At 38.3% G+C, this 20,021-nt stretch carries 27 protein-coding genes and 1 tRNA gene; 11 read left to right on the plus strand and 17 right to left on the minus strand.

The genetic code is table 11. The features are described from left to right. Positions 1–16: 16 nt before the first annotated feature. The 5 genes from BHC43_RS07585 to BHC43_RS07600 all read right to left on the minus strand — a co-directional run bounded on the left by BHC43_RS07585 (position 17) and on the right by BHC43_RS07600 (position 2,739). Entirely contained in the window at positions 17–436 is a 420-nt protein-coding gene (locus BHC43_RS07585; protein WP_100156980.1) for a type VI secretion system amidase immunity protein Tai4, read from the minus strand. Continuing rightward, positions 433–729 (minus strand): T6SS effector amidase Tae4 family protein, encoded by a 297-nt coding sequence (locus BHC43_RS11010; protein WP_218966483.1) that lies wholly within the window; start codon positions 727–729, stop codon positions 433–435. The genes BHC43_RS07585 and BHC43_RS11010 overlap by 4 nt, the downstream gene beginning before the upstream one ends. After that, complete coding sequence (locus BHC43_RS10830) at positions 719–952, minus strand: type VI secretion system amidase effector protein Tae4 (RefSeq protein ID WP_218966480.1); 234 nt, start codon at positions 950–952, stop codon at positions 719–721. The genes BHC43_RS11010 and BHC43_RS10830 overlap by 11 nt, the downstream gene beginning before the upstream one ends. Positions 953–1,056: 104 nt before the next feature. Further along, on the minus strand, positions 1,057–1,587 hold the full coding sequence (locus tag BHC43_RS07595) for an inorganic diphosphatase (RefSeq protein WP_100156981.1): 531 nt from the start codon (positions 1,585–1,587) through the stop codon (positions 1,057–1,059). A gap of 165 nt (positions 1,588–1,752) precedes the next feature. Further along, complete coding sequence (locus BHC43_RS07600) at positions 1,753–2,739, minus strand: SHOCT domain-containing protein (RefSeq protein ID WP_100156982.1); 987 nt, start codon at positions 2,737–2,739, stop codon at positions 1,753–1,755. Positions 2,740–2,956: 217 nt separating this feature from the next. Here BHC43_RS07600 and BHC43_RS07605 point away from each other — a divergent pair, with 217 nt between their 5' ends. The 10 genes from BHC43_RS07605 (at position 2,957) to BHC43_RS07640 (ending at position 9,072) form a co-directional block, all read left to right on the plus strand. After that, complete coding sequence (locus BHC43_RS07605; RefSeq protein WP_100156983.1) at positions 2,957–3,364, plus strand: hypothetical protein; 408 nt, start codon at positions 2,957–2,959, stop codon at positions 3,362–3,364. 3 nt (positions 3,365–3,367) lie between these two features. Further along, a complete protein-coding gene (locus BHC43_RS07610) occupies positions 3,368–3,565 on the plus strand; it encodes a hypothetical protein (RefSeq protein ID WP_100156984.1) in 198 nt (65 codons plus the stop codon). 283 nt (positions 3,566–3,848) lie between these two features. Next, on the plus strand, positions 3,849–4,028 hold the full coding sequence (locus BHC43_RS07615) for an ArdC family protein (RefSeq protein ID WP_373885639.1): 180 nt from the start codon (positions 3,849–3,851) through the stop codon (positions 4,026–4,028). Between the two features lie 120 nt (positions 4,029–4,148). Further along, positions 4,149–4,292, plus strand: coding sequence for a hypothetical protein (locus tag BHC43_RS10735; protein ID WP_180297448.1), 144 nt, complete (start codon positions 4,149–4,151; stop codon positions 4,290–4,292). A gap of 8 nt (positions 4,293–4,300) precedes the next feature. Beyond that, positions 4,301–4,711, plus strand: a complete 411-nt coding sequence (locus tag BHC43_RS10740; RefSeq protein ID WP_257378008.1) for a zincin-like metallopeptidase domain-containing protein — start codon at positions 4,301–4,303, stop codon at positions 4,709–4,711. Positions 4,712–5,150: 439 nt separating this feature from the next. Beyond that, complete coding sequence (locus BHC43_RS07625) at positions 5,151–5,498, plus strand: plasmid mobilization relaxosome protein MobC (protein ID WP_100156987.1); 348 nt, start codon at positions 5,151–5,153, stop codon at positions 5,496–5,498. Further along, entirely contained in the window at positions 5,495–6,043 is a 549-nt protein-coding gene (locus BHC43_RS10745; protein WP_180297449.1) for a relaxase/mobilization nuclease domain-containing protein, read from the plus strand. The genes BHC43_RS07625 and BHC43_RS10745 overlap by 4 nt, the downstream gene beginning before the upstream one ends. 66 nt (positions 6,044–6,109) lie before the next feature. Beyond that, positions 6,110–6,523, plus strand: a complete 414-nt coding sequence (locus BHC43_RS10750) for a hypothetical protein (RefSeq protein ID WP_180297450.1) — start codon at positions 6,110–6,112, stop codon at positions 6,521–6,523. A 162-nt stretch (positions 6,524–6,685) separates the two neighbouring features. Further along, positions 6,686–8,326 carry an RNA-directed DNA polymerase gene (locus BHC43_RS07635; protein WP_100156988.1) on the plus strand — a complete coding sequence of 547 codons (1,641 nt, stop codon included), beginning with the start codon at positions 6,686–6,688 and terminating at the stop codon, positions 8,324–8,326. After that, positions 8,323–9,072, plus strand: a complete 750-nt coding sequence (locus BHC43_RS07640) for a hypothetical protein (RefSeq protein ID WP_100156989.1) — start codon at positions 8,323–8,325, stop codon at positions 9,070–9,072. Before BHC43_RS07635 ends, BHC43_RS07640 begins: the two co-directional genes overlap by 4 nt. A 329-nt stretch (positions 9,073–9,401) precedes the next feature. Here BHC43_RS07640 and BHC43_RS07645 read toward each other — a convergent pair whose 3' ends face one another. After that, entirely contained in the window at positions 9,402–9,596 is a 195-nt protein-coding gene (locus tag BHC43_RS07645) for a DUF3761 domain-containing protein (RefSeq protein WP_180297451.1), read from the minus strand. 451 nt (positions 9,597–10,047) lie between these two features. Between BHC43_RS07645 and BHC43_RS07650 the strand changes: the two genes are divergently transcribed. Then, a complete protein-coding gene (locus BHC43_RS07650; protein ID WP_100156991.1) occupies positions 10,048–10,524 on the plus strand; it encodes a S24 family peptidase in 477 nt (158 codons plus the stop codon). 143 nt (positions 10,525–10,667) lie between these two features. Here BHC43_RS07650 and BHC43_RS07655 read toward each other — a convergent pair. From BHC43_RS07655 to BHC43_RS07705, 11 genes are all read right to left on the minus strand, one after another. Continuing rightward, positions 10,668–10,743 (minus strand) — tRNA-Lys (locus BHC43_RS07655). 104 nt (positions 10,744–10,847) lie between these two features. Next, positions 10,848–12,155, minus strand: coding sequence for a serine--tRNA ligase (serS, locus tag BHC43_RS07660; protein WP_100156992.1), 1,308 nt, complete (start codon positions 12,153–12,155; stop codon positions 10,848–10,850). A gap of 91 nt (positions 12,156–12,246) precedes the next feature. Beyond that, positions 12,247–13,290, minus strand: a complete 1,044-nt coding sequence (gene trpD / locus BHC43_RS07665) for an anthranilate phosphoribosyltransferase (protein WP_100156993.1) — start codon at positions 13,288–13,290, stop codon at positions 12,247–12,249. Positions 13,291–13,336: 46 nt separating this feature from the next. After that, positions 13,337–13,906 (minus strand): aminodeoxychorismate/anthranilate synthase component II, encoded by a 570-nt coding sequence (locus tag BHC43_RS07670; protein WP_100156994.1) that lies wholly within the window; start codon positions 13,904–13,906, stop codon positions 13,337–13,339. Positions 13,907–13,963: 57 nt separating this feature from the next. Beyond that, positions 13,964–15,607 carry a phospholipase D family protein gene (locus BHC43_RS07675; protein ID WP_180297453.1) on the minus strand — a complete coding sequence of 548 codons (1,644 nt, stop codon included), beginning with the start codon at positions 15,605–15,607 and terminating at the stop codon, positions 13,964–13,966. A 61-nt stretch (positions 15,608–15,668) separates the two neighbouring features. Continuing rightward, a complete protein-coding gene (gene ubiD / locus BHC43_RS07680; protein ID WP_100156996.1) occupies positions 15,669–17,147 on the minus strand; it encodes a 4-hydroxy-3-polyprenylbenzoate decarboxylase in 1,479 nt (492 codons plus the stop codon). An 18-nt stretch (positions 17,148–17,165) separates the two neighbouring features. Next, a complete protein-coding gene (pth, locus tag BHC43_RS07685; protein WP_100156997.1) occupies positions 17,166–17,741 on the minus strand; it encodes an aminoacyl-tRNA hydrolase in 576 nt (191 codons plus the stop codon). Between the two features lie 55 nt (positions 17,742–17,796). Then, positions 17,797–18,081: an RnfH family protein gene (locus tag BHC43_RS07690; RefSeq protein ID WP_306807698.1), complete on the minus strand. Its 285-nt coding sequence runs from the start codon at positions 18,079–18,081 to the stop codon at positions 17,797–17,799. Further along, positions 18,071–18,505, minus strand: coding sequence for a type II toxin-antitoxin system RatA family toxin (locus BHC43_RS07695; RefSeq protein WP_100156998.1), 435 nt, complete (start codon positions 18,503–18,505; stop codon positions 18,071–18,073). The genes BHC43_RS07690 and BHC43_RS07695 overlap by 11 nt, the downstream gene beginning before the upstream one ends. Before the next feature lie 49 nt (positions 18,506–18,554). Then, the gene (holA, locus tag BHC43_RS07700; protein ID WP_100156999.1) at positions 18,555–19,538 is read right to left on the minus strand and encodes a DNA polymerase III subunit delta; all 984 of its coding nucleotides are present in this window, start codon (positions 19,536–19,538) and stop codon (positions 18,555–18,557) included. Beyond that, positions 19,535–20,020, minus strand: a complete 486-nt coding sequence (locus BHC43_RS07705; protein ID WP_100157000.1) for an LPS-assembly lipoprotein LptE — start codon at positions 20,018–20,020, stop codon at positions 19,535–19,537. The genes holA and BHC43_RS07705 overlap by 4 nt, the downstream gene beginning before the upstream one ends. Position 20,021: the final 1 nt, after the last annotated feature.

Genomic DNA, 20,021 nt, shown 5'->3' on the forward strand with positions numbered 1-20,021 from the left:
GTCTATCTTTTGCTTTTCAATTTTTCGTCACCTTTTCATTTGGACTTGAAATTACTTTTCTGGCAAGTGTCTCTAGGTCTTTGCTATGGTAAAGATCCAAACATTTTAGAAAATCAAATTTTATTCCTTTAACTTCCTGCTCAGCCAGTGGATTAAAATAATTACGGGATAAATAAGAATTGATTAGTACAATTTCTTTATCTATACTTTTATCAATGTCGTAATCAATCCAGTCTTTTAGTGCACTTACACTGCTGCCTGTATCTTTTTCTACGTCTTTATTTCCTTTGTATGCTTTGGTGATACAAGATGCAAAAACCATATCCTTATAATTCTCTATAAAGGTACGGTTCACTGCCTCGGGAGTTGATGCTTGGCTAATCAATGGCAATAATATGGAGCAGCTGGATATTATTTGCAATTTAAATTTTTTCATTTCAGTTCCCAAAAATTGGCTTGAAGTGTTACATATCCCTTTTCAGGCTCATTTTCACTAAAATAACAGTGATCATAACATGAGTTACCATCAAATAGTGTGGCGTGGCCATTTGCATTAGACCATCCTGAAACTTGAAATAATATAATGCCTTTTCTTCCTATTGCTGTTGGATATTTAATAGATTCGGGTTTACCCCATTCTGATATAAGAAAGCTAATTAAATTAGTTACTCGATAGTAATACCAGTTTTTATCACTTCTTGAAACTGTAAGCTTGCCGTTAGGTTTTATTTTTTAATCCAGAATAATTCAAAATATAACTCATCCGAACTGCACAAGTATTCACCCATTTAGTGGATGAATCTGGATTATTAATATTATCAGCTACACGACCGCCTATGACATTAGCTACTCTGTTTAAACGCTCGGTTTCTGAATCATTTTTATTAAAATTTTTTTGTGACGCAGCCCATGCATTGGCAAAAAGCGGTTTTATTCCATGTATAACTCTCATATAAAACCCTTTTATATATTTAAACTTATTTGATATAGTTGCTGCAAAATTTTTATAAGTATAAAATTTTGCAGCAGATCTTTTGATAGGATTTATTTTTCTGATTATTGATTCTGCCAGCGCTCTTGAGATTCGCGTATGACTGATTTAGCTTCGTCGATGTCACCCCAGTGTGTTACTTGGGTGGTACCTGCCTTTTTCAAATCTTTATAATGGTTGAAATGGAATTCAATTTGTTTGATTAATTGTGCCGGCAAATCTGCTAATGTTTGAACATTGTTGCCATTATTACGGTCATCAGCCGGAACTACGACAATTTTGTCATCAACTTCTCCATCATCTACGAATTTCATAACACCAATAATTCTTGCTTCCAGATAAATTCCCGTACTCAAAGGCTGGTCAGTAATAATTAAGGCATCCAACTCATCACCATCTTCATCGAGAGTTTGCGGAATAAAACCATAATTGGTGGGTTTGGCGAATATCACGGGTTCAACCCGATCAAGTTTCATAGCACCAAGTTTGCGATCCCACTCTATTTTATGATTTGAACCTGCTGGAATTTCTACAACTACGTTGATAATACCGCCGTCTACATTACCGGCATCGAGAATTTTATTGAAATCTGCCATGATATAAATGTCCTGCAATAGTTTTGAGTGGCGGTATTGTAAACAATGGACTTTTGTTTGCCCATATTTTATTGGATAAAATGTTAGTTTTCATTGATATTTTGTTTTATTTCAGATTAAAGTAAGAAAGCCAGTATTTCTCAATTCTGACTTTCTGTATCATTACTAAATCTTGTAACCATTTAATTCTTTTATTTTATTTTCAGATTTATTGATAATACAATTATCATAATTTATCTGAGTTTCAATGAGGTTTTTAGCTGTCGGTCTGGAAATGCAATATTTATTGATTTCATCTGACCACTGTTCATATGTCTGATTAAGATTCTGCTGAATATCGTCAGGGATGGTTGACCAAGTAATATTTACTCTTTTAAGTGCATCGGATGCTTTTGCATCCATTTGAGCTGCTTTTTCTTGTTTTATATCTGTTAGATTTGATGCCTGCTCATCCAGTAACTCTTTAGCACGATTATTCAGCATGACGGATTCACAATATTGGTTGGCAACCTGTTGAGCCAATATTGTATGATAGCCGGTTAGCGAGCACGAAGTGGTTAATGCTGTGTTATCCCAGTCTTTTTGTTCTTGTTGTATAGTCGCTTTGAAATCTGGATCAAGATTCGACCATATATTGCGTAGATTAGCTAATGCTTTTGCACGATCCTGCTGGAATTTATTTAAAAGCTGATTTAATTCTTCCGGCGTCTTGGTATTCAGATTTAGACCTGTACTATCGGAGTCGTCTTCCAGATTTTTATCTGCAGTATTACTCGTTTGCTGCGCATTGACGGTAATGCTTTCACTTGCTGCGCTTGCAGATAAGGTACCGGAACCATTGTTGGGTTGCAGGTCTTTTTTGTTACCAGCAAAAATGAAATACATGGCTACTATAATAATAAGTCCGATAATGATGATTAAAATTATTTTTACGCTATTACTGTGTGCTGGTTCGTTTTGTTTTTGATATGGTTCTTCTATAAATATTGGAACAGTTTCCTGATTCTCATGTGCTTTTTCGGAAGGCGAAGTTTCGGTTTTAGATGATAGAAGTATGGCTTTCTGAGCTTCATACTCTTCTTTGGTTATCGCGCCTTTTTCGAATAGTTTAAATAATGCTTCAAGTTCTTCTGTAAGAGAAGATTTATCCATACCCTACCCCTGTAAAAAATTTATGTGATTGTTGATAACATAAAGTAAAGATATATTTGTTGCAAGCTTTTATGCTCGTTTTCAGCAAATAAATTTAGTTTACAGGTTATTGTTATATTGGATGAAAATACACAATTTTCATTTTGGTAATTTTTGAGTAATACTATTACGTTACTCTGGAAAAAATGGCCGAGAACGCACCGTATGGGGCACTGGCTTGGCAGAATCTATCAATCAGGCAGGTGCAAAAATTGGTGACAGCATCAAACTGGAAAGGCAGCGACTGCAAGCGGTTACAATCCAGATTCCTGAACGTGACCAGAATGGCCAGATAATTGGCCAAACTGAAAAACAGGTAAACCGTAACCTGTTTTCAGTTGATATACTGCAACAAGCCAGTCAACAGCCTGAACCAGCTCTACAACCTGAACCAATTTCGCAGTCTGAACCTGATTATCCATATCATATGTCTGACAATGAATTAATAAACTTATATACTGAATGGGACAACTATCAAACCTTACCCAGACCGATTCAGATTCCATTGCTGGGAATGATACAGGAGCAACAGCAACAGACTGAGTATTCAGCCTCATCATCTATTGAACCGGAAATTGAAAGATAAAATATGACCAGTTTACTTACAGAAACATCAGAACTGATTGACGATGGAAGCGGTGAAAACACACTTGACCAATTCCTGTTACCTCACGAAATACAGCTGATGGCCATTATGAATGAAACTGAATTTGACCGTTATCTGCAAGCATCAGTCAACAGTGAAACACTTCAGCAATATCTGTCTGATTCAGAGGTGCCAGAATAGGTGAAAACACTGATCATCCAAAGCAATCCAACTTGCTGACCAACGCCTCGCCAGTTTAGCTGTGCGGGGCTTTTTTATTGTATCCGGAACATGTAGTTATTCATCACAATTTAACCTTTATTCGGGATTTTTCCTGATATCAGACCGTTCGCGTGTATTCGCTGAGCGGTTTTTTATATTTTTGCACTGACAGACAACGCATTATGAATAGCAAAAAAACGCCACAGCAAAAACAGCAGGACTATGCAAAAATATAGCTGACGAACTAATACTAATAACCCTGATTAAAGCCGTTACAGCACCATTTCAGATACCCTGGAACCCAGCCATGAGTTCTGGTTTAATCTATAACCACATTACCGATAAAGAGTACAGCGGCAGCAATACACTGTATCTGATGATGCAAAACCGCAATGATCCACGTTGGTTAACCTACCAGCAGGCACAATCCATTGGTGCCTAGGTAAGAAAAAGAGAACATGGCGTCAGCCTGATCAAACTGGTTACTCATTCAGAAAGTGTTAATCGGGACGAAAACGGAAAGCCGGTTTTAAATGATATAGGTGAGCCGGAAATCATCCGTTTGCAATTAGAAAATCCTTATATCAAGAATTTTACCGTTTTCAATGCACAACAAATTTATGGTTTGCTGCCACTGAAACAAGAACCATTACCAGAACTAACCTGGTCAAGTGACAATCCGGCTGAACGCATTCTTATCCCATAAAAGCAGAAATTGAACACCAACACGGTAATAACGCATATTACAACCCGATAAAGGACAATATTGTATTACCTAAAAAGAAACAGTTTGCCGACGCCGGTTCTTACTATGCAGTCGCCTTGCATGAGCTTGGGCACTGGACAGGACATGAATCAAGACTGAACCGACAGCTGATGAATCAATTTGGCTCTGATGACTACGCTCGCGAAGAGTTACGCGCAGAAATCGCATCAATGATGATTAACCGAGAACTAGGTATGCCTCACGACCCAGAACGTCATGCAACTTACGTGAATAACTGGGTAAGTGTTCTGGAAAAAGACCCTACAGAGATTCTGCATGCCTGCCGCGATGCTCAGAAAATACAGAAATATGTCCTCAGCTTTCAGCAACAGCAGCAGATCACTCCTGAAACGGTATAAAATAAACTAACGCCGGAAGAAGAACTACTAAACTGAGCCAAAGAAATCTATCTGAGCCAAAACTCCCTACTGTCCAAAACTGAGCATCAACACCGCCAGATACGGTTGTATGCGGTCGAAAAAGTGCTGGAAAAGTTACCAGACAACCTGAAAGCAAAAGCCTTAACTAATTTCTATAAACAGTAAATCAAAGCAGCAGGCATCAATGTCGAATACCCACAGGACAAAGGTATTTTGAAAGAATATGAACGCTAGGAGAACTGACCATGAGCCAGCCTAAAATCTGAGGTTTAACCGAAGATGTAAAGAAAAAACTGAAGGACGTTGCACTGGCTAAACTGGGTAAGCCCAGTATATCCGGACTGGCCAAGCACCCTTTACTGAAAGAACTAGATAGCCCAGCACCTGTTATCCGTAAGAGCGATGATACCGGCAAACAATGCAAAAAGTACCGGTGGAATTGCAACTCAACCATCACCAGAACACATTATTACGCACCTCAGCTGAGCAGCAATCGATGACAGCCAACGCTCTGGCCGTGGACATCATCAACTATCACATCACAGGCCACCCTGCCCTGTCTAACAGCGAAGTCCTGGCTCTGTATCAGTTCAATTACCAGCTGCTGCGAATTGGCCGAAACCTTAATCAGATTGCCCGCCATCTGGATGCTGGCGAATCGGGTGGTATTATCACAGACGAAATCCGCCAGCTGCGCACCATTATTGACAAACATACAAAAGTAGTACAGGAAGTGATGCAGGCCAGCAACATGAGGTTTGAATGAATAAGTCAGTTGATGATTGGTTGTTAGGCCATAAAACACGAGCCGTCAGAACAAAAGATTCTGGCGGTTTTTTGCTTGTCCTCAAGAAATCCCCACCACTTAGACCAGGCTACGGTTTGGCCAATTTACGCACAGCTGCTCTGAAACAGCCTGAAGTGATGGTAAAGATAACACGACGCAAAAGTAATGCCTGTAACGGCCTGAAAGGCATACGCAATCATCTTGATTACATCAGCCGTAACGGTGAGGTAGAGGTTGAAAATCAGGACGGCGAAAAGCTGAATGGCAAGAAAGCATTGCGTAACCAGACAAAAAACTGGCAAAAACTTGGCATATCAGAAAATGAGAAACGCTGCGAAGCACTTAATATTGTGCTTTCAATGCCCGCAGGAATGCCGCCACAGGCCGTAAAGAATGCAGCAAGAGAGTTTGCCGCCGAACAGTTTCAAGTCCACCAGTACGCGTTTGCGTTGCATACAGACAGTGACCGCCCTGACGAATCGACTCACCCACATGTACACCTGTGCGTACTGATACGTGATTAGTTTGGCCAAAGGCTTAATCCCCGTAAAAATGATCTGTTCGAATGGCGGCTGCGATTTGCTGAAAAGATGCGCGAACAAGGTGTGCCTTGCGCAGCTACTCGTCGCCAGCACAGAGAAGTAACCAGAAAAGGAGAAAATTTTGTACTGCGTTCCATGCGAAAACGTGGTTATGCAGGCAATGTTCACAAAGAACAGGCTAAAGTATTAATTGAAGCTATTAAAACCGGTAACAGACCGGCACATATCTTCCTGAAAGAAGCAGTTGCAACACGTTCAGAAATCGTCAGCGAATATGCCAAGATAGCCAAAGAACTATACAAAAGCGGGCACAAAACCGAAGCTCGACTGCTGACTAAATTTGCTACAGATGTAACTAAGGCTGGTTTTACTACTCAGGCTCAGGAAAGATATGATAAAACTGTTAGTAATTTGAACTATACCCCATTTAAAGATATTAAGCATGATGACATTCAACGGTAGCTAAGTCATAATTAAATGAAGATTTATATGTAAAATAAACGTTTTATTAAAATTATTTGAGAGTATTTTATTTTTTTGCTATAAAATTTTTAGATGTAATTTTAACAAAATTTAAAACGTGGCAACTAAAGCATATTTATAAGCTAAACAAAGGGATTCTATATGCCTTCAACCGAATTTAATTTAAATAATATCGAAGATTGTTTTAGGCTTGCTGTAAAAAATATAATTAAATATGGAGATACTGATATTTTTCCTTATCCTCTAGAAACAAGAATGTTTGAGGATATAGAAGAGGATATTATTAATTCGTTATGTGACACTTATCAATATTTAAATGATAAGCTTGAGCAAGCAATGCCATTAAATATAAATTGTTGCGCAACAGTAGGATATACTGGTTATAGATGGGCAACCCAAATTGACCCATACTGGAATGTTTTTTTTCTTGGTTTAGTTTTGAATCTATCTAATGAAATTGAAGAAAATAGATTAGATTCTGACTATGTTTATTCATATCGATTTAAACCTAATTATAATAATTTTTCATTATTTTCTAGTGATATTGGTTGGAAAAAATTTCAAAAAGATAGCTTTGAATTATGTCAAAATAGTGACGATATAAAATATGTTCTTGCATGTGATATCGCCGACTTTTATCCTAGAATTTATCACCACCGTCTAGAAAATGCACTTGATGATTTAGATAAAAAAAATTTAAAAAATACATCGAGTAAGATTAAAAAATTACTACAAGTTTTTTCAAACTCTAAGTCATATGGTGTTCCTGTTGGTTGCCCAGCATCAAGAATTTTGGCTGAACTATTATTAAACTCAATAGATCATATTTTACAAATAAATGGAGTTAAATTTAAAAGATTTGTTGATGATTATACAATATTTTGCGACTCACAAGAGTCTGCTCACTCAGTTCTAACATTAATAACACATAAATTGATGGAAAATGAAGGATTAACTCTTCAAAAACATAAAACAAATATAATGTCCAAAGACGAATTCATTTCGTATACCAAAGCTAAAATTTATGGATTTGACGAAGATGAAAATTCAACACAAGTTGTTGAATTTATGAGGCTACCAATAAGATATGATCCTTACTCCTCTGATGCCGATAAGCAATACGAAGAGATTAAAGATTCACTTAAAAACTTCGATTTATTAGGTATGCTCAGTAGTGAAATTCAAAAATCAAGAATTAACCAACCGCTTGGTAAACAATTAATCAAATCATTAACTGTTGCTGAAGACACTACTTTATCTAGTGCATTTAAGATAATAATTTCTAACTATAATGAATTGTATCCAATATTCGCTACTATAATGCAAGTTGCAATATCTTGTTGGAAAAGATTTAGTAAAGAGATAAAACAATTAATAATAGATTCTATAGAAAATTTAATAAAAAATAACTCTTTTATATTAAAAACTGAATTAAACCTAGCATATGCATCTAAATTATTAGCTAAAGAGAATTGTGATCAAACCCGCATTTTACTAATTGAAATTTATTCTAAAAATAATACAAGTATTATTATTACTAATATTGTTACCCAAGCAATGATTAAATGGAATCAAAGATATTGGTTATCAGATTTAAAATCAAAATTTCATACAATGAATATGTTACAGCGTAGATTGTTTATTATAGCAAGTTATCAATTAGACGATGAAGGAGATCATTGGAGAAAGCATAACAAGAAAACATTTACTTTTATAGAGCAATTATATATACAATGGGCATCGAAAAGAAAACAAAAAAATAACATAGAGGAAGCATTATGATTTCTGAGATTACCTTTTCAAGAAAATTTACTTCTTTTTGGAATCAACTTCTTCCAAATGCAAATAATTATGTTAGATTGGTCAATGGATGTCTACTTGAAACACTCTATGAACCACAAAGGCATACGGAAAATAAAGAAAATATAGCTTTAATTAATGAAATTTCCTTCAATTTATACACTAAAATAGTTAATGGTACACTGCTATCCCCTATAGTTTTTAAAAATGAATTTTTTAGAAGCAAAAGTTTTTCTTTATTACTGGAAGAAGTGAAGTCTAATCTCCTCAAATTTAGGTATGGTTCTAAATTTTTGTTACCATTTAATCAACAAGAAATAAATTCTATAAGCAAACTAACTTCTAATTTGTTAGATTACTTTAAAAACTATTCTAATATTGTTATTGCACCAGAATTTAGAGGATGTGGATTCATAGATCAGGTAAAAGGAGATGTTTATGTAGATTCAAAATTGATTGAGATTAAAGCAGGTGATCGATATTTTAAAGTTATAGATTTTAGGCAAATACTTATTTATTGCACGCTAAATTTTTATTCTAATGATCGTAAACCTATCAATGAAATAAAACTTTTCAATCCTAGATTAGGAATTGCATTTTCAACAAATGTACATTTATTATGTAAAAATTTAGCGGCATTACTTCCAGAAGAAGTCTTTTATGAAATTAAAACTTTTGTAACTGAACATGATTTTATTACTGGGGCATTAACTTCAAATTTAGCATAATGATGTGCTTTGGTTTCTAAGAAAAATTATAGCCACTTTAGAATCTAAACATTTTTTTTAATATAAAATATACAAAACAAAATTTAATAGTTAACGAAATGTTTTATCTAAAAGTTTATCTGTAATAATGAATCGACTACCATCTTAACAATTATGACGTTTCTGACTCGTTTTCTTAATAATAGTTTTCATAAGCTATCTATTTATAACATTGCACTAAATTAAGGCAGCTTAAAAGTAGAAAATTATCTCTATTCAAAGAATTAAATATTTCGAAATGCGAAAATACGACTTTGAAAATTAACATTTTTACATTACTTTTGAAATTTCTATTTTGCTACTCCACCATGTCTTGAACAGACTCCTTTCCCTGCTTTTGATGAAGTTCCATCGGAACATCTGGCACTATTAGGGTAATTTCTTGGTTGCATATTTTTATTTCTTCTTCTTGGCAAATCATCATAGACAACTTCACCGTTGAGTTTGATAAAACCACCCATTTCTTTCTGGATGTTTTCTTTCACATACCCCATCACCAGTCAATTCTGAAATACGAACTGCTGTTTTTCTAAAGGTGCTTTTCGATAGCCATTTGCAATTTGGCTAATCCATGAATAGTGTGTATTAAGCTGTCGAGCAATATATTTAACCCGTCCTATTTACATACTCAACCATTCTTTTAATGTACAACCCTCTGACATCTTTTACTCCTTTATCGTATTTATTAGAAAAAAATTTTGTGCAATGTTACCTATAGCTAACATTTGGAGTTAATATTTTCTGTAAATTTTATTTCCCATAGGGAATATAAAGTTTTAGATAATAACAAGATGAAAACACTTTCAGAACGCATTAAATTCCGCTTAAAAGCTCTTAAGAAAACGCAAGCTGGGCTAGGTAATTATTGCAAAGTAAAAGTGCCATCTGTATCACAATGGACTAGTGGCATGACAAAGAATCTAAGGAAAAAATCTTTTGCGTGCAGCTGAGTATTTAGAATGTGATCCTGATTGGTTGTCAACTGGTAAAGGATTTTGGCATACTGATGTTTCAATGCCTTCAGAATGTACTTCTGAACACGAAGATAAAGAACATCAAGCACTAACGGAATTTGAATTGTTAGCTATCAGCCCTTTATTTCTGAATGATTTTATTATAAGTACCTCCGACATTAAATCTTCAATGGCATCAATTCACTATACTGAAGAACAAAATAGAAGAATGTTTGGCGCAAAGGAGCCATACAATCTCAGAATTACGAATATAAAAGTCGACAACATGTCTGGTACACTTGAACCAGGCGATTTAGTTTTTGTGGATACGTCTACCACTAAATATGATGGTGACGGTATATACCCTTTTGTATTTTCAAACCACTTACATTTAAAAAGAGTACAGATAGTAAGCCATACTCTTAGGATTATTTCAGACAACTCAAGATACCAAACATGATCCATTTCTCAAAAAAATAAAAACCAATATGACCGTTTTGGGAAAAGTCTTGATATCACAATTTTGTCACAGCAAATAAATCAGAGGAGGAAGTCGTTACAGTAGAGATGATGCGTAAGATACTGAAAGAAATGGAAGATAAATGGTGGGTCGTCAGGGGATCGAACCCTGGACAAATGGATTAAGAGTCCACTGCTCTACCAACTGAGCTAACGACCCAACAGGGAGGTAATTATACTCGTCTTTACATTAAAGGACAATATATACAGTGGATCAGTTATATTGTCCTTTAAGTTTTGATATAAGTATTAAAATTCAATGTTTTATAGAGTATCTGGTTGTGCTTTTAATATGTTTTGTCCCCCTAGATAAGGTTGTAAAGCGACAGGAATGTTGATGCTACCATCTTCATTCTGATGATTTTCTAGCACAGCTACTAATGTGCGGCCGACAGCTAAACCGGAACCGTTTAATGTATGAACTAGCTGGTTTTTACCCTCGCTATCTTTAAAGCGCGCTTGCATACGTCGTGCCTGAAAATCTTCACAGTTTGAACAACTGGAAATCTCGCGATAGGTATTCTGTGCAGGTACCCACACTTCTAGATCGTATGTTTTGGCTGCACTGAAGCCCATGTCTCCTGTACATAATACGATTACTCGATAGGGTAATTCCAAAAGCTGAAGTATTTTTTCTGCATGACCAACCATTTCTTCAAGTGCAGCATAAGAATTTTCAGGATGCTGAATCTGTACCATTTCTACTTTATCAAACTGGTGCTGTCGTATCAGTCCGCGTGTGTCTTTACCGTATGATCCGGCTTCGGAGCGGAAGCACGGTGAATGTGCGGTTAATTTCTTCGGTAATTCATTTTTACTCAGAATGCGTTCACGTACGGTATTGGTTAGGGTGATTTCTGCGGTAGAAATCAGATATTGTTCCTGATTGTTTTCTTCTCCGCCGCAAGTAACTTTATACATGTCTTCAGCAAATTTAGGGAGCTGTCCTGTACCTACGAGTATTTCGGGATTAACAATATAAGGGGTGTAATGCTCAACGTATCCATGCTTCTGTGTATGGGTATCAAGCATAAATTGTGCTAATGCTCTGTGTAGCCGTGCTATCGGACCACGCATTAATGCAAAACGGGCACCTGATAGTTCTGAAGCTGTTTTAAAGTCTAAACCTAGTGGTTCGCCGAGATCGACATGGTCTTTAATCTGAAAATCAAATTGCCGTGGTGTACCAACACGTCTGATTTCTACGTTTTCGGTTTCGTTTTTTCCTACTGGTACATCGTTATGAGGAAGGTTGGGTATGGTTAGGATTAAATTATCTATCTGGCTTTGTATATTTTGATAATTCTGATCAGTCTGTTCGAGCTCTGTTTTAATTTTGCCTACTTCGGCCATCACTTCGTTGGCTTCATCATGTTTACCCTGGCTTTTCAAAGTGCCAATCTGTTTGGACAGGCTATTGCGTTTAGCTTGCAGTTCTTCAGTGCGAATCTGCAATTGTTTGCGTTGCTGTTCTAGTTGGGTGAATGCTGCAATATCCAGCTGGAAACCACGGGTTTGTAATTTTCGGGCAACTGTGTCGATGTCTTGTCGGAGTATTTGAATGTCTAACATGATATTAATGTGTTTGTTGACGGTTTGTAGCGTTTATTGTAAACGATTAATTGCAGTGACGCAGGGTGAACATCTGCAAGCTTACTGCATGTTAAGTTTTCTGTATGGCAGCTAATTGTTGGGTTTTCTGAATAAATTCGGTCTGTTTGGTTTTGGCTTTGCCAGAATCAATGGCAGTAATTGCTAAATCCACTGCTTCTTCCAATGAGGTAGTGATATCGGATGCATAAATGGCGGCAGCCGCATTCAAAACGACGATATCACGACAAGGTCCTTTTTCTCCGTTTAATACAGCGTTCATGATATGCAGTGATTCTTCGCTGTTGGCTACTTTAAGGGGTTTCAAATCTTCGATAACCGGCATGTCGAATTGTGCTGGATGAATATCATATTCCATGATAGTACCGTTTTTCAATTCGGCTACGCGGGTTGTACCAGTGAGCGTAATTTCATCTAGGCCATCGCTGCCATGAACCACAAGCACATGTTTGCTGCCTAGCTGTTTCAGTACACGTGATAATATACCCACTAAATCTATGTGGAATACACCTAAAACCTGATTTGATGCTTCTGCCGGATTGGTTAGTGGTCCTAAGATGTTAAATACGGTACGTACGCCAAGCGCTCGGCGTACCGGAGCAACATAACGCATGCTGTTGTGGTGATTGGGAGCATACATAAATCCGACACCTAGCTGATCAATACATTCGCCTACATGTTCGGGCGTTAGTTCGAGAGCCGCACCCATGGCTTCGATAATATCGGCAGAACCACTTGAAGAGGATACTGAACGCCCACCATGCTTGGCAACTTTGGCACCTGCAGCGGCTACGACGAACATACTGGTAGTTGAAATATTGAAAGTATGAGCATTGTCGCCTCCGGTACCTACGATATCTACCAAATGATCCCGATATTGTACGGGTACTTTAGTGGAAAATTCACGCATGACTGTTGCTGCGGCGGCAATTTCAGATACGCTTTCTACTTTGATACGTAAACCAATTAGTATGGCAGCTATGATTTCTGGCGCCACTTCCCCATTCATAATCTGGCGCATTAAGTCGGTCATTTCATCGTAAAATAATTCGTTATTGTCCAGTAGACGGTTTAGAGCCTGTTGCGGCGTAATCATATTTATTCTTTCTGAAGTAGATTTCGTTTTGCAGATGTGATTATGGTTATGGGTGTTGCTCTAAAAAATTTTGTAACATCTGATGGCCATATTCTGTGAGTAAGCCTTCAGGATGAAACTGTACCCCTTCTATTCTAAGGGAGCGGTGTCTGATACCCATAATTTCGTTATCATCTGTCCATGCGGTGATTTCAAGACTGTCTGGTAAAGTGTCTTTTTCTATAACCAGACTATGGTAACGGGTGCAATTTACTGGATTAGGCAGGCCAGTGAACAATGAATTGTTGTGATGATAAACAGGCGAAATTTTACCATGCATTACTTTTTTGGCACGGACTATATTGCCTCCATAAGCAAAGCCAATGGCCTGATGTCCAAGACAAATACCCAGAATAGGGATTTTGCCGCCGAAATGCTGGATAGTGGCTACTGATATTCCTGCCTCTTTGGGTGTACAGGAACCTGGGCCAATGACAATTTTATTTGGAGCTAAGGATTCTATATCTTTCAGAGTTATTTCATCATTGTTTTTAACGGTTATTGTTTCGCCTAGCTGACCAAGGTATTGCACGATGTTGTAGGTGAAACTATCGTAATTGTCGATAAATAGCAGCATTAGCTCTACCTTGTATTGTTGGGTGTTGGTCGATATTAGATAATTTTAGTTAAGGTTTTAAAGCAAGCTTTCTAATGGTAGCCATGATAGTATTTTTACCCAAGCTCGCTTCCACACACTGGTATCTGGGTCATGATGATAAACCCTGATTTGATTTTTGTCGTTATTTTTCAACCATTCTAGTTTTCCCTCAAGTGAGAGTTTTACTTGATAAGTCACGTCTGGTAATGCCTCATTGATGGCCTGATTCATATATTGTGCCATTTCGGGTGATTGAATAACAACACCCATTTCGGTGTTGAGTCTGGCGGAACGTGGGTCAAAGTTCAGGGAACCGATATAAAGCTGCTGTCCATCTATAGTAAATGTTTTGGCATGAAGACTGGATTCAGAATTACCTGTAAATGCCCTGTCTCGGTGACCTTTGATAAAACCCTGATTTTTCAGTTCGTATATTTCAACACCTTCTTTTAATAAAGGAATACGGTAGCGGGAATAGCCGGAATGAACTACTGGTACATCTGTTGCAGCCAGTGAGTTGGTAAGAATTCTGATTTTTACCCCTTCTTCTCTGAGCTTTTGCAAATATTCTAGACCCGTTTGAGTTGGTACAAAATAAGGAGTTATAACCAGTAAATCTTTTTGTGGTTCAACAACTGATGCGGCAAGTGCATTCAGAGTTAAACTGGCTTTTTCATATTTTATGACAGGTTGATGATTGGTATCTTTTATATCTGAAGCAATTACAAGACCTGTCTCGATATTTTGCTTAGCTGTTTCCTGTTTACTTTTAGGTAATGCTTTTTCTGGATTGTCACTTACTAAAATTAAATGTGCCCACTGGTAATCAAGTGAGCCATCTAGTAAGCGATTGACGAAATTGTCACGATTATAGGCATTGTCATAGCTATCTGCACGCAAACGGTTGAAACTACGCCGCTTAAATACTGTCATACTAGGTTGAAGTTTGTTGCGTCTGTGAACTATGCTGCTAAAATCATATGCAGATGCACTGTTCCAATAGCGATCGAAATTATTAGAAACCTGATTGACGATAGGACCTATGGCGAGAATATCCAAGTCAACAAACAACGTACCTTTTCCCATATCGAAATACTCATCACCGATATTACGCCCACCAAGAATGGTAGCCTGATTATCTGCAGTGATGGATTTGTTGTGCATACGTCGGTTTAATCGCGCAAAGTCGGTAATGTAACTTAAAGCGCGCCAGTGCCTATGGATAAAAGGATTAAATAACCGGATTTCGATATTAGGCTCCTGATTGAGAGCCGTGAGAACTTTATCCAGCCCTACAGTGTTATTGTCGTCCAACAGTAGACGGACATGTACACCTCGCTGAGCAGCTAAGACAAGTTCGTGGAATAATAGCTGCCCAGATGTGTCATTGCGCCATATGTAATACTGAACATCCAAACTTTTCTCAGCTGCACGTATCAAGGCAACACGTGCTGCAAAGGCTTCATGGCCATCATCAAGTGGGTATATACCCGAAAATCCCGGATGCTGGCTAACAAGAGAAGCATTTGCATAAGCTAATGAAGTTGGGATATCGGCTGCAACATGAGTTTCTGTTGTTCGTCCCTGAAGTGACGGTAATGTCTGACAGGCAGTTAATATAAAAAGTGTGCACAGGTTGAAACAGATAGTACAGATTTGATTAAATATCTTACTATTCATGTGCATACCATATGTTGATTATGCTGCTAAATTTTTTAAACTGCATGGAGCCAATAGCAATTTATAAACCTAAATCTTGCCATATTGAATCGATTTTGGCTATGGTTGTTGCATCTTTACGTATCACTTTGCCCCACTCACGGTTGGTTTCTCCTTGCCATTTATTGGTAGCATCCAATCCCATCTTACCTCCTAGACCACTGATGGGGCTGGCAAAATCGAGATAATCTATTGGTGTATGATCGATTAGTGTTGTGTCCCGTACGGGATCCATACGAGTGGTAATAGCCCAAATGACTTCTTTCCAGTCACGTATGTTGATATCATCATCCACAACAATTATGTATTTGGTATACATAAATTGCCGCAAAAAGCTCCAACATCCCATCATGACCCTTTTGGCATGTCCAGCATATTGTTTTTTCATGCTGACAATAGCCATACGATAGGAGCATCCTTCAGGAGGAAGATAAAAATCAATTATTTCAGGAAACTGCTTTTGTAATAGAGGAATAAATACTTCATTTAAGGCAACGCCTAAAACAGCAGGCTCATCTGGCGGTTTGCCAGTGTAGGTGCTGTGGTAGATAGCATTTTCACGCATAGTGATACGTTCTACGGTGAAAACTGGAAAATAATCCTGTTCATTGTAATAACCCGTATGATCTCCATAAGGGCCTTCCAGCGCTATTTCATCTTGCTGTATCACGCCTTCAAGCACAATTTCTGCTCTGGCTGGTACATGTAAATCGTTACCAATGCATTTTACTAGTTCGGTACGTGAACCTCTTAATAATCCGGCAAACTGATATTCGCTCAAGCTATCTGGTACGGGAGTAACTGCTCCCAGTATTGTGGCCGGATCACAGCCAAGTACAACTGATACAGGATAAGGCTTATGAGGATATTTTTGTTTAAATGCCTGAAAATCAAGTGCTCCACCACGGTGTGCTAGCCAGCGCATAATGAGTTTGTTTTTTCCCAGTAATTGCTGTCGGTAAATACCAAGATTCTGACGTTTTTTGTCCGGTCCGCGGGTGACGGTTAATCCCCATGTTATGAGTGGCGCTGCATCTTCTGGCCAGCATTTCTGAATAGGAAGCTGCGTTAAATCGACGGCATCTCCTTCAAGAATGATTTCCTGACAGAGTGCTTTTTTTATGATATGTGGCGCCATACTCCATAAATCTTTGAGTAAAGGAAGTTTGGCAAAGGCGTCTTTAATACCTTTGGGCGGTTCAGGCTCTTTCAAATAAGCTAGAGTTTTGCCTATCTCTCTTAATTGAGCAGTACTTTCTGCGCCCATACCCATGGCCACTCGCTCTGCTGTGCCAAACAAATTGGCTAAAACCGGAAAATTATATGGTTTTCCTGACTGACTGACTGTTTTTTCAAACAGCAAAGCTGGCCCTTGTTTGTGTAATACCCGATCTGCTATTTCGGTTATTTCCAGATATGGTGATACAGGGATCTGAACCCGTTTTAATAGCTGCTGCTGCTCGAGCATGGCAATGAATTCTCGTAAATCACGGTATTTCATTACTTTAACTTTCAAAATTCATTTACTGTGTAATCGTTGTTGTACGCTACTGTATTCGCCTTCAAGTAGTAAAGGCATAGCTGTCAGTGACTTTTGAATTGCTTCATTGATTAAGTTTTGTTCCTGGGCTTGTGGTTTATGCAGTACATAGCTGACAACAAGGTTACGGTCGCCGGGATGGCCGATGCCAAGGCGTAAGCGATAAAAATCTGGGCTGCTAAGCCACGCCTGAATATCTTTTAAGCCGTTGTGACCACCATTGCTACCACCTTGTTTGAATCTTACCTGTCCGCAAGGTATGTCAAGCTCATCATGAACTACTAAAATTTCTGCAGGTGTAATTTTATAAAATTTTGCCAGCGCCAGAACAGAAGTGCCTGATTTATTCATGTATGTAAATGGCTTTAATAGCCAGATTTCTCTATTAGCCTGATTAACTCGTGCGATCTGTCCAAAAAATTTTTTTTCTTCTCTGAAACTGGTTTTCCATAATCTGGCCAGTTCATCGACAAAATCAAAACCGATGTTGTGACGTGTATGTTCATACTCTGTGCCCGGATTGCCCAGACCTACTATGAGCCGTATTTGGGACATAGATTTTCCTTAGAATGTTTTGCAAGTAAGATAATTAAATACAAGAAAAAACGGATTACTTTTTTTGTTGTGCTTTACGACGTCTATTTTCTTTTGGGTCGATAAGTAATGGCTGATAAACTTCTATGCGATCCCAGTTGCACAGGATGTAATCATCTTTAATTTTTTTGCCAAATACACCTATAGGGGCTGTACGAAAATCAATTTGTGGAAATTGTTGTGGCAGATCTGATTCCAATAATGCCTGACGTGCTGTGCTTCCCGCTGCGACTTTACCTTGCCATAGATGCTGACATTCAGGTGTTGCGCACACGGCTTCAACCATAATATCAGTCATCATAGCGTCTGTCGGCTTCCTGAATAAATGCATCTACTAGTGTAGTAGCTATATGGTTGAAAACAGGTCCAATTAGTGCTGAAAGAACGGCACTAGAAAATTCATATTCCAAGCGAAAATCAATTTTACAGCCTAAATTATCGATAGGGGTAAACTGCCAGAAACCTTCTAGCCGGCGAAACGGGCCGTTAAGCAAACTCATTTGTATTTTGTGAGGTCTGTGATTGATATTCCGGGTAGCAAAGGATTGGTGTATTTTCATGTAATCCATATGCAACACTGCTTCAAGTGAATGTTCATCTCTTTTTAAAATTTCTGTTCGATTACACCATGGCAAAAACTGAGGATAATCTTCAACGCTATTGACTAGATCAAATATGTGCTCGGCACTATGGAGTACTAAAACGCTTTTTTCAACTGTTTTCATTTTTTGTCACATTTATTGCGATATGGAAGAGAATTAGTTTGCATGGTAATCAAGCTGTCAAAGTCAGAAACAGGTGCTTAACTTCTGACCATGCATCACCCTCTTCCACACCTTTGATTTGTCTGTCGATGTGCGCACATGTCTGCAAAGCGCCTAGTAAACGTTTTACACCAATGCGTTTGGCTGCAAGCGGAGCCAGAGTCTGTTTTTCTCCCCATAAGCGCAGGCTTTGGCGTAATTCGCTGAGGGGTTTTCCTTGTTTTTGTGCTGCCAGTAAGCGTAATAAGGTACGGATGTCCTCACTGATTACCCATAAAAGTAATACTGGTTCATTGCTCTCTGCTGCCAGTCCATCAAGCAGTCGTACCATCCTTTCGGAATTGCCACTCATCCATGCAGCTGATAGCTGAAATACATCAAATCGCGCCACGTTTGCCACTGCAGCTTGTGCTTCAGGCAGTGTAACAATATGACCAGCAGGATGGATAAGTACAATTTTGTCAATTTCCTGTTTTGCCGCTAGAAGATTACCTTCCACTTTTTCAGCAAATAGTGCTAAAGCATCGTTGTCGATGCTAAGCTTTTCTTCAGCTAGGCGTTTTTTTATCCATTGAGGTAAAGCTGTCTGGCTGACTGTTTTGGCTTCATAGACTTGAGCGACTTTAAACCAGCTCGCAAACCATTTACTCTGTATTTGTGTACGTTCCAGTTTAGGCAATATCAGCATCAGACAAGTGCTTTCCGGTAGATGCTCAGCAAGTTGCTGTAGTATTGCCGCACCTTCTTTGCCAGGTTTGCCAGATGGCAAATGTATTTCCAATAGTTTTTTATCAGCAAATAAACCTACAGATTGTACTGAAGCCAATAGAGATGACCAATCAAAGCCGGATTCAATTATGACGACTTCACGCTCAGAATATTGCTGCTCACGTGCGCCGGTTCTAATCTTGTCTATAGCCTCTAGCCGCAATAAATCTTCTTCACCATGAATCAGATATGCTGCGGCCAGAGGATGGATATATATTTCACTCATTCTGTGGTATTGACGGGTAGAAAAGCCAAACGCCGCACTATTTGTTCTGCTGCATCGGTACGCATGTCATGCCAAATCATGTTTTGCTCGTTTTCTTTTGCCAGCACTTCATGATCAGAATAATCCATATAACGATTTACAGTTACTTGAATAGGATCTCCTAATGGCTGGTCGTGGCGATAAGCTTGTACCGTAACGTTCAGTGATAACAAATATTCACTGGCTCCACCGGACAAGTCTACAGAAGATGTAGTTGAGTCCTGAGTAGCAGCAATTACTTTTACGACCACATCTGGCTGTTCGGTATCAACAACAACATCTGGCTGACGCCGCAATACTACTTCTAATGCCCGTTGCATACTACCACCATCTATTTTCCAGCTGTGATAGGGCAAAGGTGTATCAAATGCGGATGTGCCTTTCAGATGAAAGCCACAGCCGGACAATGCAAATAAGATAGTCAGTACCAGCCATTTTTTCATA

Source organism: Snodgrassella alvi (genome assembly GCF_002777855.1).
Taxonomy (GTDB): Bacteria; Pseudomonadota; Gammaproteobacteria; order Burkholderiales; family Neisseriaceae; genus Snodgrassella; species Snodgrassella alvi_E.

What these genes read in the sequence shown, in the direction of transcription:
- BHC43_RS10830 (WP_218966480.1), bottom strand. Translation starts at nt 952, where the DNA reads ATGAGAGTTATACATGGAATAAAACCGCTTTTTGCCAATGCATGGGCT.
- pth (WP_100156997.1), bottom strand. Translation starts at nt 17,741, where the DNA reads ATGTCCCAAATACGGCTCATAGTAGGTCTGGGCAATCCGGGCACAGAG.
- ubiD (WP_100156996.1), bottom strand. Translation starts at nt 17,147, where the DNA reads ATGAAATACCGTGATTTACGAGAATTCATTGCCATGCTCGAGCAGCAG.
- serS (WP_100156992.1), bottom strand. Translation starts at nt 12,155, where the DNA reads ATGTTAGACATTCAAATACTCCGACAAGACATCGACACAGTTGCCCGA.
- trpD (WP_100156993.1), bottom strand. Translation starts at nt 13,290, where the DNA reads ATGATTACGCCGCAACAGGCTCTAAACCGTCTACTGGACAATAACGAA.
- holA (WP_100156999.1), bottom strand. Translation starts at nt 19,538, where the DNA reads ATGAGTGAAATATATATCCATCCTCTGGCCGCAGCATATCTGATTCAT.
- BHC43_RS07585 (WP_100156980.1), bottom strand. Translation starts at nt 436, where the DNA reads ATGAAAAAATTTAAATTGCAAATAATATCCAGCTGCTCCATATTATTG.
- BHC43_RS07670 (WP_100156994.1), bottom strand. Translation starts at nt 13,906, where the DNA reads ATGCTGCTATTTATCGACAATTACGATAGTTTCACCTACAACATCGTG.
- BHC43_RS07595 (WP_100156981.1), bottom strand. Translation starts at nt 1,587, where the DNA reads ATGGCAGATTTCAATAAAATTCTCGATGCCGGTAATGTAGACGGCGGT.
- BHC43_RS07635 (WP_100156988.1), top strand. Translation starts at nt 6,686, where the DNA reads ATGCCTTCAACCGAATTTAATTTAAATAATATCGAAGATTGTTTTAGG.
- BHC43_RS07600 (WP_100156982.1), bottom strand. Translation starts at nt 2,739, where the DNA reads ATGGATAAATCTTCTCTTACAGAAGAACTTGAAGCATTATTTAAACTA.
- BHC43_RS07695 (WP_100156998.1), bottom strand. Translation starts at nt 18,505, where the DNA reads ATGAAAACAGTTGAAAAAAGCGTTTTAGTACTCCATAGTGCCGAGCAC.
- BHC43_RS07705 (WP_100157000.1), bottom strand. Translation starts at nt 20,020, where the DNA reads ATGAAAAAATGGCTGGTACTGACTATCTTATTTGCATTGTCCGGCTGT.
- BHC43_RS07625 (WP_100156987.1), top strand. Translation starts at nt 5,151, where the DNA reads ATGCAAAAAGTACCGGTGGAATTGCAACTCAACCATCACCAGAACACA.
- BHC43_RS07675 (WP_180297453.1), bottom strand. Translation starts at nt 15,607, where the DNA reads ATGAATAGTAAGATATTTAATCAAATCTGTACTATCTGTTTCAACCTG.
- BHC43_RS07690 (WP_306807698.1), bottom strand. Translation starts at nt 18,081, where the DNA reads ATGATGACTGATATTATGGTTGAAGCCGTGTGCGCAACACCTGAATGT.
- BHC43_RS07640 (WP_100156989.1), top strand. Translation starts at nt 8,323, where the DNA reads ATGATTTCTGAGATTACCTTTTCAAGAAAATTTACTTCTTTTTGGAAT.
- BHC43_RS10745 (WP_180297449.1), top strand. Translation starts at nt 5,495, where the DNA reads ATGAATAAGTCAGTTGATGATTGGTTGTTAGGCCATAAAACACGAGCC.
- BHC43_RS10750 (WP_180297450.1), top strand. Translation starts at nt 6,110, where the DNA reads ATGCGCGAACAAGGTGTGCCTTGCGCAGCTACTCGTCGCCAGCACAGA.
- BHC43_RS07610 (WP_100156984.1), top strand. Translation starts at nt 3,368, where the DNA reads ATGACCAGTTTACTTACAGAAACATCAGAACTGATTGACGATGGAAGC.